At 72.9% G+C, this 11426-nt stretch carries 11 protein-coding genes; 2 read left to right on the top strand and 9 right to left on the bottom strand.

The window, feature by feature from the left end:
• Window positions 1–148: 148 nt before the first annotated feature.
• The 8 genes from ligA to SM447_RS01210 all read right to left on the bottom strand — a co-directional run bounded on the left by ligA (window position 149) and on the right by SM447_RS01210 (window position 8793).
• Complete coding sequence (gene ligA / locus SM447_RS01245; RefSeq protein WP_474570848.1) at window positions 149–2281, bottom strand: NAD-dependent DNA ligase LigA; 2133 nt, start codon at window positions 2279–2281, stop codon at window positions 149–151.
• A gap of 42 nt (window positions 2282–2323) precedes the next feature.
• Entirely contained in the window at window positions 2324–3352 is a 1029-nt protein-coding gene (locus SM447_RS01240) for an ADP-ribosylglycohydrolase family protein (RefSeq protein WP_474570847.1), read from the bottom strand.
• Window positions 3353–3438: 86 nt separating this feature from the next.
• On the bottom strand, window positions 3439–3813 hold the full coding sequence (locus SM447_RS01235; protein ID WP_474570846.1) for a VOC family protein: 375 nt from the start codon (window positions 3811–3813) through the stop codon (window positions 3439–3441).
• Window positions 3814–3849: 36 nt separating this feature from the next.
• Window positions 3850–4848 (bottom strand): methionine synthase, encoded by a 999-nt coding sequence (locus SM447_RS01230; protein ID WP_474570845.1) that lies wholly within the window; start codon window positions 4846–4848, stop codon window positions 3850–3852.
• 108 nt (window positions 4849–4956) lie between these two features.
• Complete coding sequence (gene mnmA, locus SM447_RS01225; protein WP_474570844.1) at window positions 4957–6030, bottom strand: tRNA 2-thiouridine(34) synthase MnmA; 1074 nt, start codon at window positions 6028–6030, stop codon at window positions 4957–4959.
• Window positions 6031–6078: 48 nt separating this feature from the next.
• Window positions 6079–7254, bottom strand: coding sequence for a cysteine desulfurase family protein (locus tag SM447_RS01220; RefSeq protein WP_474570843.1), 1176 nt, complete (start codon window positions 7252–7254; stop codon window positions 6079–6081).
• A 61-nt stretch (window positions 7255–7315) separates the two neighbouring features.
• The gene (locus SM447_RS01215) at window positions 7316–7966 is read right to left on the bottom strand and encodes a class F sortase (RefSeq protein WP_474570842.1); all 651 of its coding nucleotides are present in this window, start codon (window positions 7964–7966) and stop codon (window positions 7316–7318) included.
• The gene (locus tag SM447_RS01210; protein ID WP_474570841.1) at window positions 7963–8793 is read right to left on the bottom strand and encodes a DUF4397 domain-containing protein; all 831 of its coding nucleotides are present in this window, start codon (window positions 8791–8793) and stop codon (window positions 7963–7965) included. The genes SM447_RS01215 and SM447_RS01210 overlap by 4 nt, the downstream gene beginning before the upstream one ends.
• A gap of 271 nt (window positions 8794–9064) precedes the next feature.
• On the opposite strand from SM447_RS01210, the gene SM447_RS01205 reads away from it, so the two are divergent.
• Complete coding sequence (locus SM447_RS01205; protein ID WP_474570840.1) at window positions 9065–9625, top strand: RNA polymerase sigma factor; 561 nt, start codon at window positions 9065–9067, stop codon at window positions 9623–9625.
• Window positions 9579–10346 (top strand): anti-sigma factor, encoded by a 768-nt coding sequence (locus SM447_RS01200; protein WP_474570839.1) that lies wholly within the window; start codon window positions 9579–9581, stop codon window positions 10344–10346. The genes SM447_RS01205 and SM447_RS01200 overlap by 47 nt, the downstream gene beginning before the upstream one ends.
• A 120-nt stretch (window positions 10347–10466) precedes the next feature.
• Here SM447_RS01200 and SM447_RS01195 read toward each other — a convergent pair whose 3' ends face one another.
• The gene (locus SM447_RS01195) at window positions 10467–11426 is read right to left on the bottom strand and encodes an electron transfer flavoprotein subunit alpha/FixB family protein (protein ID WP_474570838.1); all 960 of its coding nucleotides are present in this window, start codon (window positions 11424–11426) and stop codon (window positions 10467–10469) included.

The raw sequence follows: 11426 nt of genomic DNA, 5'->3' as shown, positions 1-11426 counted from the left end.
CACGGAACCGGCCCGTGGTTTCACGCGCCGTGCCCCAATGAAACGCCCACAACGCCCGATTACCCGACGCGACAGTCACGAATCGGTCGTAGTCGTAATTAAGTTGGTATCCGGGAGAGTGTCCTAAAGATCGTTGGAGCGACCGCTCCTACTCCTCGACGCGCGCCACCTGCCGGGCCGCGTCGGGGCCGGAGTCGAGCAGCACCCGGAAGCCCTCCTCGTCGAGCACGGGCACCTTCAGGCTGGCCGCCTTGTCCGCCTTGGAGCCGGGATTGTCGCCCACCACCACGAAGCCGGTCTTCTTCGACACCGAGCCGCTGACCTTGCCGCCCCGGGACTGGATCGCCTCCGCGGCCTGGTCCCGGGAGAAACCGCCGAGCGTGCCGGTGACCACCACGGTCACCCCCTCCAGCGGGCGTGGCCCCTCCTGCACCGCCTCCTCGGCCATGCGGACACCCGCCTCCGCCCACTTGCGGACCACCTCGCGGTGCCAGTCGACGGCGAACCACTCGCGGATGCTGGCGGCGATGGTCGGGCCGACACCGTCGACTGAGGAGAGTTCCTCCTCGGTCGCCTTGTCGATCGCCTCCACCGACCGGAAGTGCCGGGCCAACGCCTGCGCGGCGGTCGGCCCGACGTGCCGGATGGAGAGGGCCACGAGCACCCGCCACAGGTCGCGCTCCCGGGCCGTGGCGAGGTTGTCGAGCAGCTTGACGGCGTTGCTGCCGAGGCTGCCGTCCTTGTTGACGAAGAACGGCGCGCGGGCCAGCCGCTCGGCGTCGAGTGAGAAGAGATCACCCTCATCGGTGATGATCTGCGCGTCGAGCAGCGCGGCGCCGCTCTTGTAACCGAGCGCCTCGATGTCGAAGGCGCCCCGCCCGGCCAGGTGGAACACCCGCTCGCGCAACTGCGCCGGGCAGCTGCGCGAGTTGGGGCAGCGGATGTCGACGTCGCCCTCCTTGGCGGGGGCGAGCGGGGTGCCGCAGGCCGGACAGGTGGTCGGCATGACGAACGCGCGGGCGTCCGGTGGACGCAGGTCGACCACCGGCCCGAGCACCTCGGGGATCACGTCGCCGGCCTTGCGGATCACCACCGTGTCGCCGATCAGGACCCCCTTGCGCTCCACCTCGCGGGCGTTGTGCAGGGTCGCGTACTCGACGGTGGAACCGGCCACCCGCACCGGCTGGAGCACGGCGCGGGGTGTGACCCGGCCGGTGCGCCCGACCTCGACCTCGATGTCGAGCAGCGTGGTGTTGACCTCCTCCGGCGGGTACTTGAAGGCGATCGCCCAGCGGGGAGCCCGACTGGTCGAGCCCAGCCGGCCCTGGATGGGCACCGGGTCGACCTTCACCACCACGCCGTCGATCTCGTGCTCGACGTCGTGCCGGTGCGTGGCGTAGTGCGCGACGAAGTCCCGGACACCCGCCAGATCGGGCACCACCCGCCACCGGTCGCTGGTGGGCAGACCCCAGGCCCGCAACGCGGCGTACGACTCGGACTGGGTGGCCGGCTGGAAGCCGCGGCGGGCACCGATGCCGTGCACCACCAGGCGTAGCGGCCGGGAGGCGGTGATCCGGGGATCCTTCTGGCGGAGGCTGCCGGCCGCGGCGTTACGTGGATTGGCGAAGGGCGCCTTGCCCTGCTCGACCAGCCCGGCGTTGAGGTCGGCGAAGGCGGCCACCGGGAAGTAGATCTCGCCACGGACCTCGATGAACTCCGGGGCCGGACCGAACTCGGCCGAGTCCGTCAACCGACCCGGCACGTCCCGGATGCTGCGCACGTTGGCGGTGACGTCCTCACCGGTGCGACCGTCACCACGGGTCGCCGCCCGCACCAGCCGGCCGCCCTCGTAGGTGAGGTTGATCGCCAGCCCGTCGACCTTCAGCTCGCACAGGTAGGGCACCGGCCCACCGGCGTCCCGCTCGACCCGCTCCGCCCAGGCGGCCAGCTCCTCGTCGGCGAAGGCATTGTCCAGCGACATCATCCGCTCGGCGTGGGCGACCGGGGTGAAGTCGGTGGAGAACGTGCCGCCGACCCGCTGCGTCGGGGAGTCCGGGGTACGCAGCGCCGGGAACTCCGACTCCAGTGCCTCCAGCTCGCGCAGCTGGCGGTCGAAGTCGGCGTCGGAGATGGTCGGCGCGTCGAGCACGTAGTAGCGGTACTGGTGTTCCGTCAGCTCCTGGCTGAGCGTGGTGTGCCGCTCCCGCGCCTGCGGCGTCGGCTCGGGGCCGGCGGCCTCCTGCGCCGCATCGACCTGCTGAGGAACCGCTTCCTCGGACACCCTGCCGCCTTCGGACACCGCTGTCGACCTCCCGTGATCGTGCTACCCCCGCACGGTAGTCCCCGGGTGGGACAACCGTGCGGCCAGCGCGGCGAGTTGGTCCGCGTACTCGATCCGGCTCGCCCATCCGGACGGCCAGCCGGCCATGCCGTGGGCCGCGCCGACGAAGGCACCGGCGAGGGCGGCGATCGAGTCGGAGTCGCCGGCGGTCCGCGCGCCCCGCACGAGCGCGTCCACCGGGCGGTCGGCGTGCCGTAGGGCGCAGTACAGAGCCACCGCGAGCGCCTCCTCGGCGATCCAGCCCTCACCGAGGAGCCGGCACGGGTCACCCCCGTCGTCCGGTACGGCCAGTGCCGCGTCGAGCCGGTCCAGTGCGCGTCGGCACTCGTCCCAGCCCTCGGCGATGAACTCCTCGGGTGTCGTGGCGTCCGAACGCCGCCACAACTCACCGAGCCAGTCGCCCCGGTAGACCCGGCGCTGCTCGTGCGCCCGGGCGGTGAGCAGGTGGGGCAGCTCGGTCAGTCCGGCGTCGCCGTGGACCAGCAGCCGGACCGCGTACGCGGTCAGCTCGCTCGCCGCCAGACCGGTCGGGTGGCCGTGGGTGAGGCCGGCCTGAAGTTGGGCCAGCCCCGCGAAGGTGTCCAGGTCGACGTCGAGCAGCCCGACCGGGGTGACGCGCATGTTCGCCCCGCACCCCTTCGAGCCGGCCTCGGTGGCCTCCTGCCAGGGCAGGCCCCGGGACAGCTCGGCGCAGGCCCGCAGACAGGTCATCCCCGGCGCGCGGTTGTTGTCCGGGCTGGCCGCCCAGTCCAGGAAGCGGCGACGCAGCAGCGGCTGCACCGCCTCGGCGGTGTAGCTGGGCGCGTCGTGCAGGGCCCAGCCCACCGCCAACGCCATCTGGGTGTCGTCGGTGACCAGCACCGGGTCGCCGACCAGTTCCCGGGGGCCGGTCGGGCCGTACCGTCGGTCGATCTCGGCAACGGTGAGGAACTCGGTGGGTCTGCCGAGGGCGTCACCGTAGGCGAGACCGAAGAGCGAGCCGGCGGCACGCCGAGCTGCGGGACTGATCATGGACGCGATGATGCCCGCCGCCCGCAAACCCCGCTGCGTCCGATCGGCTCACCAGTGTCGGGCGGTCGGCCGGTCGGGCCCGCTGGTCAGTCCCAGCAGAGGCAGAACGGGTGGCCGACCGGGTCGGCGTAGACCCGGAAGCCCTCGCCATCGCCCCCGCCGGGCAGTCGGCGTGCCCCGAGGGCCAGGGCCGCCTTCTCCGCCGCCTCGATGTCGTCCACCGTCACGTCGAGGTGGAACTGTTGCGGCCGCTCCGGATCGGGCCAGGCCGGCGGGCGCAGGTCGATCGCCCGCTGGAAGGCCAACCGTGGCAGGTGGCCGGGCGGACCGCCGAGCACCACCCAGTCGTTACCGTCGGAGTTGTCCTCGATCAGCGGCAGGCCGAGCAGCTCCGAGTAGAAGCCGGCCAGCGCACGCGGGTCGGGGCAGTCGATCACCGTCGAACGCAGTTGTCCAATCATGGTGAGCATCGTGCCCCGTGGGTACGACGGGAAAACTCACTCCTCGGACAGCCGGCGACCGGCGTCCCGGCACGCGGTGAGGACCGCCCGGGCGTACGCCTCGGTGGCCCCGGCCAGACCGCAGGCGGGGGTCACCACCACCTGCTCGGCGAGCCTGCGCCGGGGGAACCCGAGGCGGTCCCAGAGGGTGCGGACGCGATCGGCCAGCTCGGCGGAGGTCGGCGCGCGCCCGGCCGGCGTCGTCGGCGCGGCACCGGCCAGCAGCCCGAACCCCGCGTCGAGCGCCTCGCCCAACGGATCCAGGTCGGTGACCAGGCTCAGGTCGAGCGCGACGCCGATCGCGCCGGCGGAGCGGAGCAGTTCCAACGGCACGTCCGGGGCGCAGCAGTGCACCACGCTCGGCACCCCGACCGCCTCGATCACCGTGCCCAGCAACGCGCGGGCGTCGCCCGACTCCACCGCCCGGTAGGCGCCGAGGCCGCTCTCGGTGGGTACCCGGCCGGCCAGCACCGCCGGCAGGGACGGCTCGTCCAACTGGAGCAGAACGGAGGCGCGCGGCACCCGGCGGGAGACCGCCTCGACGTGACCGCGCAACCCCTCGGCCAGCGAACCGGCCAGGTCACGCAGCGCACCGGCATCGCGCAGCATCCGACCGCCGATCGGCAGCTCGATCGAGGCGGCGAGGGTCAGCGGGCCGGCCGCCTGGATCTTGAGCGGACCGGCGTAGTCCTCGGCCTGTTCGGCGAGCTGGTCCAGATCACGTTCCATCAGGTCACGCGCCCGGCGCAGGTCCCGACCGGGACGCGGGGCCACCCGCCACCGCGCGGCGTACAGCTCGATCGGTAGCTCCACCAGCAGGCCGCCGGTGCGCCCGATGAGATCGGCACCCGGACCTCGGGCCGGCAGCTCCGGAAGATGCGGCAGGGCGGGCAGCTCACCGAGGACGATCCGCTGCGCCTCCGCGATGTCGGTGCCGGGCAGCGACCCCACCCCCGTCGCCGCACCCGCCGACCACGGCAACCCCTGATCACTCACGGCCGCAGCCTACCCGCCACCACCTCAGCCACCTGTTGATCAAGAAGTTCTGGTCACGATTCCGGGGTGCGGTGGACGAAAACTTCTTGGTCAACTCCGGAGAGGGGGTCACTCGGTGATGGTGGCGGAGCCGAGGACGATGTCGCCGGCGGGGTCGGGACGGTAGGCGACGATGGCCTGGCCGGCGGCCACGCCCCGCACCGGGTGGCGCAGGTCGGCGTGCAGGGTGTCGCCGTCGACGGTGACGGCGGCGGGCACCACGACGCCGTGGGCGCGCAACTGGACCTCGCACTCGATCGGGCCGTCGGGCCGCGGGCCACCGGCCCAGACCGGGCGGGCGGCCCGGACCGTGGAAACCTCCAGCGCCTCCGCGGGGCCGACGGTGACGGTGTTCGTCTTCGGCGTGATGGAGAGCACGTAGCGGGGCCGGCCGTCCGGGGCGGGCCGGTCCAGGTGCAGGCCCCGCCGCTGGCCCACCGTGTACGCGTACGCACCGGCGTGCTGTCCCACCACCGCGCCGGTGGTCGCGTCGACCACGTCGCCGGGCGCCTCACCGAGGCGCTGGGCCAGGAAACCCCGGGTGTCGCCGTCGGCGATGAAGCAGATGTCGTGCGAATCCGGCTTGTCTGCGACGGCGAGTCCCCGATCGGCGGCCTCCTGCCGGACCTGCGCCTTGGTCGAGTCGCCGAGCGGGAAGATCGAACGGTCCAGTTGTTCGCGGGTGAGCACGGCCAGCACGTACGACTGGTCCTTGGCCGTGTCGACGCTGCGGCGCAGCAGGCCGTCGGAGCCGAGCCGGGCGTGGTGACCGGTGACCACGGCGTCGAAGCCCAGGGCCACCGCGCGGTCCAGCACCGCCGCGAACTTGATCTTCTCGTTGCACCGGAGACACGGGTTCGGGGTACGCCCGGCCGCGTACTCGGCGACGAAGTCGTCGACCACGTCTGCGTGGAAGCGGTCGGCCATGTCCCAGACGTAGAACGGGATGCCGAGCACGTCGGCGGCCCGCCGGGCGTCGCGGGAGTCCTCCAGGGTGCAGCAGCCCCGAGCACCCGTGCGGTAGGTCTGCGGGTTGCGGGCCAGAGCCAGGTGCACGCCGGTGACGTCATGCCCGGCCTGCACGGCCCGTGCCGCCGCCACGGCGGAATCCACGCCGCCGGACATCGCCGCCAACACCCTCACCCGGACCACACTCCCTTCCCGTCGAGCCTATCTCCGCCCGACACCGGCTCAGCGCGGAGTACGCAGCGCCGCCGCCCGTCGGGCCCGGTGCACGGCCGTCGGGAGGGCGGCGATGAGGGCGTCGATGTCGGCGGTGGTGCTGGTGTGGCCGAGCGAGAAGCGCAGCGAGGAGCGGGCCCGGTCGTCGTCCGCGCCCATCGCCAGCAACACGTGGGAGGGCTGGGCCACCCCGGCCGAGCAGGCCGAGCCGGTCGAGCAGGCGATGCCCTGGGCGTCCAGCAGGAGCAGCAGCGCGTCCCCTTCGCAGCCGGGGAACGAGAAGTGCGCGTTGCCGGGCAGCCGATCGGTCGGGTCGCCGTTGAAGACGACCTCGGGGACCGCCTGACGGACCCGCCGCACCAGGTCGTCGCGGAGCGCGGCCACCCCGGCCGCGTACTCCTGCTGGTCCTTCACGGCCTTCTCGACGGCGACCGCGAAGGCGACGATGCCGGCGGTGTCGAGGGTGCCGGAGCGCACGTCCCGCTCCTGCCCCCCGCCGTGCAGCAGCGGAACCGCAGCGACGTCCCTGGCCAGCAGCAGCGCCCCGACGCCGACCGGGCCACCGAGCTTGTGGCCGGTCACGGTGAGCGCGGCGACCCCGCTGGCGGCGAAGTCGACCGGTACCTGACCGACCGCCTGGATGGCGTCGGTGTGGAACGGCACGCCGTACTCGGCGGCCACGGCGGCCAGCTCGCCGATCCGCTGGACGGTGCCCACCTCGTTGTTGGCCCACATGGCGGTGACCAGCGCCGCCCGGTCGCCGTGCTCGGCGAGTTCGGCGCGGAGCGCGTCGGGGTGCAGCCGGCCGGCCCCGTCGACGGGCAGCCAGCCCACCTCGGCCCCCTCGTGCCGGCCCAACCACTCCACCGCGTCGAGGACGGCGTGGTGTTCGACGGCGCTGCAGATGACCCGGCTCCGGTCGGCGTCGGCGGCCCGGCGCGCCCAGAAGATGCCCTTCACCGCGAGGTTGTCGCTCTCCGTGCCACCGCCGGTGAAGATCACCTCGGACGGCCGGGCGCCCAGCGCGGCGGCCACCCGCTCCCGCGACTCCTCCACCCGCCGACGGGCCCGCCGGCCGGACGCGTGCAGGGAGGACGCGTTGCCGACCTCGCGGGCGGTCGCGACGTACGCCTCCAGTGCCTCGTCGAGCATCGGAGTGGTCGCGGCATGATCCAGGTAAGCCATCACGGTTCAGCCTAACGACCACTCCCGCCTCCCCCGCAGACCGGATTGCCCGGTGGGACCGTCAGGCCGGTACCGCGGTCACCACGATGTTGTCCCGGTAGCGGCGGGCGTCGGCGTCGAACGGCCCGCCGCAGGTGATCAGCGTCAGTCGGGGTCGACCGTCGCGGGCGAAGTACCGCTCCAGCGGGATCTTCGTCTTGTCGTACTCCTCCCGGGCCACCACCCGGTAGGTCCGCTCGGTCCCGTCGTCGCCGGTGGCCGTGACGGTGTCGCCCGGTGCGAGTTCACGCAGCCGGTAGAAGGCTCCCCTACCCTGTTCGGCGCTGTCCACGTGCCCGGCGATGACCACCGATCCGGACTCGGTCTCGAGCCCGGGACCGTAGCGGTACCAGCCGATCTGGTCGACGCTGGGCGGCACGTCGAACTCCCGGGTGCGCTCGTCGACACCGACCGGGTCGACCCGTGCGGTGACCCCGATCGAGGGGATCCGCAGCCGGACCGGGCGCACCGGTTCGGCGTCGTCCGGCAGCGCACCCGGGGCCACCGCCACGGCCGGTCCGGTGGCCGACGGGCCGGGGCTGGCCAACGCGGCGGCCTGCTCGGCGCCGACGTTTCCCGCCGGCCTGGAGACGACGGCCACCACGGCCGCGACGGCGAGCGCGGCGGCGCCGGCGGCCACCGCCGCCAGCGCCCCACGGTTGACGACGGTCACCGGCGACCCGACCGGACGACAGCCGCCCGCGCCCCACCCGCGACCAGCAGCAGGATCCCGGTGCCCGCCAGGGCGTACCACCAGGCGCCGAGGCCGGTGCCGGCCTGCCCGCCGGTGCCGCTCGGCACGCCGGACGGGGCCGAGTGCAGGCCGTCGATGGTCTGCGCCACGACGGAGAGGTTCTCCGCCTCGGCGGAGCCGATGGCGTAGACGATCGTCGCCGTACCCTCACGCAGGTTGAGGTCGGCCGGCCCGATCACCACGGTGTCGGTGCCGGCGAGCACGACGTCCGCAGCGACGCTGCCGGCGTCCACGTCGCCCTTGGCCTCGTTCGGGTTGGTCAGGTCCTCGAAGACCGGGCTGCCGCCGGCCCGCACGTCCACGGCCGGCGCGGCGGCGGTGTGCCGGACGATCAGCCGGGCCTTGCCGGCGTCGACCTTGGCGGTGTCGTTCACGAACGGGGTGATCGTGGGCTGGCCGTCGGCGTCGAGGTGGGCGGCGATGCTGATGTTCGCCCCGCCGGGGACCTCGGCATCGTCGGCGGTGAGGATGGCCTGCCCGATCGGCTCGCCCGGCTTGGTCAGGGCGATGTCGTACTGCCCCTCGGGCAGGTCCAGCGGCCCGGCCACGTCACCGGGCTCGAAGTTCTCCAGGGTCTTCTCCCCGTTGACGTAGACGTCCACCGGGGTGTCCGGAATCCCGTGCACGACGGAGACCTTCGAGCTGGCGGCGTACGCCGGGGTCGCGGTCGCGATGCCGGCGCCGACGAAGGTCAGCGCGGCGACCGCACCACCCGCGGCGACGCGACGAAGGTACGCGAACTGCATGTCTGCCTCCTGGTGTTTCATCCCACTTCGTCAGGCTTGCTGTGCACCCCGAGTTACGCCGGCGTCTCGCCGCCCGGATGCGGCCGGAGGCGACTTTCTTTTTCCGGTCGCGGCCGCATCCGGCGGGCACCGCGCGGACGAAGAGAGGTCAGGAGACGCTGGGCTGACAGAGGGGACGGCGCCGGTGCGAGCTACAGTCGGGCATGCCCCCAACCAGGCGAACCGTCCCGTGACCGGGATCCGGCAGCAACCGGGCACACCCGAGGACGATATGGCCGACCGTTTCCGCGCCGGCGATGAGCAGGCGCTGCGCGAGGCGTACGACCGTTACGGTCGGGCCGTTCTCCACCTGGCCACCAGCACGTTGGTGAACCGCAGCGACGCGGAGGACGCCACCCAGGCCACGTTCGTCGCCGCCTGGCTCGGCCGGGAGACCTTCGATCCGTCGAAGGGGTCCCTGGTCGGCTGGTTGCTGGGGATCGGCCGACGCAAGGTCATCGATCGGCTCCGGTCCGCCGCACGGGAGAACCGGGTGGTCGAGACCGTACGCCAGCTACCCGAGCCGGCACCCGCGGAAAGTGACCCGGACACGGTGGTTGATCGGCTGGTGGTGGCCGACGAGCTGGCGCGCCTGCCGGACGAACAACGGCGCATGCTGGAATTGGCCTTCTTCGACGACCTGACCCACCAGCAGATAGCGACGGTGACCGGCGTACCGCTCGGCACGGTCAAGAGCCATATCCGGCGTGGCATGGCAAGTCTGAAGCGCAGATGGGAGGTGGACGGTGCAGCACCTGGAGCACGACCGGCTGGTATTTCTGGCGCTCGGTGAGAGCGAGGTCGACACCGCCGACCGCACCCACCTTGACGCCTGTCCGCACTGCCGGACGGAGTTGGAGAGCCTGCGCCATGTCGCCGGTCTCGGCGCCGCCACGCAGGGTCTGAACGACCTGCCCGATCCGCCGGAGCACGTCTGGCAGGGCATCATGGCCGAGATCACCGCGGCCGAGGAGCTGCCCCGGCTCACCGCCGACCGGCAGCGGCCGACGCCGATCGACGCGACAGACGAGGACACCACCGCCGCCACCCGCGTTCCGCGCCGGGGCCGGCGCGGACGCTGGTCGCGCCTGGCGACGATCGCGGTCACGGCCGTCGCCGCGGCCGCTGTCGGTGTGGTCGGCACCGCCGCCGTACTGCGTGAGGGCCCACCCGCCGAGCCGACGGTGGTGGTGGCCAGCGGCCCGCTGGCGGCGTACGGCTCGACCCCGCCCGAGGCCCGGGGCGACGCCCGGGTGCTGGGCACCGGCGAGTTGCACCTGCACGTGGCGAATCTCCCGGCCGTACCGGGGTACTACGAGGTATGGCTCATCAACCCGCAGAACATGGAGATGTTCTCGGTCGGCGTGCTCGGCGACGGCTCTGATGTGCTGCTGCCGCTGCCACCCAACGTCGACCTGGGGCGGTTCTCCGTCGTTGACGTCTCGGCCGAGGAGTTCGACAACGACACCGCCCACTCCGGCGACAGCCTGTTGCGGGGCTCCCTGACGGGCTGATCGGCGGGCCGGTTCAGCTCCCCGGCCCGCCGATCAGCTCCCTGCGCGACGCGGACCGAAGTCCCTCGTGGACGACGCAGCCGCCGCCCGATTCCCGGGCGGCGGCTGCTCGGCCACGTCTCACTTGCGCTTGCGGATCTCCTCCGCGGCCTGCGGGACGATCTTGAACAGGTCGCCGACCACGCCGAAGTCGGCCAGCTCGAAGATCGGCGCCTCGCCGTCCTTGTTGACCGCGACGATGGTCTTCGAGGTCTGCATGCCGGCCCGGTGCTGGATCGCGCCGGAGATGCCCAGCGCGATGTAGAGCTGCGGGGAGACGGTCTTGCCGGTCTGGCCCACCTGGAACTGGTGCGGGTAGAAGCCGGAGTCGACCGCGGCCCGGGAGGCGCCCACGGCGCCGCCGAGCAGGTCGGCCAGCTCCTCGACCAGCTTGAAGTTGTCCGCGTTGCCGACGCCCCGACCACCGGAGACGACCACGCCCGCCTCGGTGAGCTCCGGGCGGGAACCCTTCTGCTCGGCCACCCGGTCGACCACCCGGGCCAACTTGTCGCTGTCGGTCACGGTGACGGTGAGCTGCTCGACCGCGGGGCTCGCCGCGGCCGGCGCCGGCGTGACCGAGTTCGGCCGGACGGTGACCAGCGGCAGGCCGCGGGTGACCTTGGACTTGACGATGGTCGACCCGGCGAAGGCCACCTGGGTGGCGGTGCCGTCGGCGGCGAGGGCCACCACGTCGGTCAGGATGCCGTTGTCCAGCTTGACCGCCAGCCGGGCGGCGATCTCCTTGCCCTCCTGGGAGGAGGCGAGCAGGACGGCGGCCGGCTGCACCCGCTTGACCAGGTCGGCGACCACGGTCGCCTTCGGCGCCACCAGGTAGCCGTCGATCTCGTCACCCTCGGCCGCGTAGATCTTCTCCGCGCCGTACTCGCCCAGCTTGCCGGCGAGGGCGTCGGCGGCACCGGCACCGCCGAGCACCACCGCTGACGGGGTGCCCAGCTCACGGGCGAGGGTGAGCATCTCCAGGGTGACCTTCTTGACGCCGAATTCCCCGGTGGCTTCGACGACGACGAGAACCTCAGACAT

It is taken from the genome of Micromonospora aridisoli (assembly GCF_056150025.1).
The sequence above is the reverse complement of the archived record's forward strand: the minus strand, read 5'-3'. Positions and strand labels throughout refer to the sequence as shown.

Bases quoted from the DNA above. Each gene is read 5' to 3' on its own strand.
- SM447_RS01220 (WP_474570843.1), bottom strand. From the start codon at position 7,254: ATGGCTTACCTGGATCATGCCGCGACCACTCCGATGCTCGACGAGGCA.
- SM447_RS01240 (WP_474570847.1), bottom strand. From the start codon at position 3,352: ATGATCAGTCCCGCAGCTCGGCGTGCCGCCGGCTCGCTCTTCGGTCTC.
- SM447_RS01235 (WP_474570846.1), bottom strand. From the start codon at position 3,813: ATGATTGGACAACTGCGTTCGACGGTGATCGACTGCCCCGACCCGCGT.
- SM447_RS01205 (WP_474570840.1), top strand. From the start codon at position 9,065: ATGGCCGACCGTTTCCGCGCCGGCGATGAGCAGGCGCTGCGCGAGGCG.
- SM447_RS01195 (WP_474570838.1), bottom strand. From the start codon at position 11,426: ATGTCTGAGGTTCTCGTCGTCGTCGAAGCCACCGGGGAATTCGGCGTC.
- SM447_RS01210 (WP_474570841.1), bottom strand. From the start codon at position 8,793: ATGCAGTTCGCGTACCTTCGTCGCGTCGCCGCGGGTGGTGCGGTCGCC.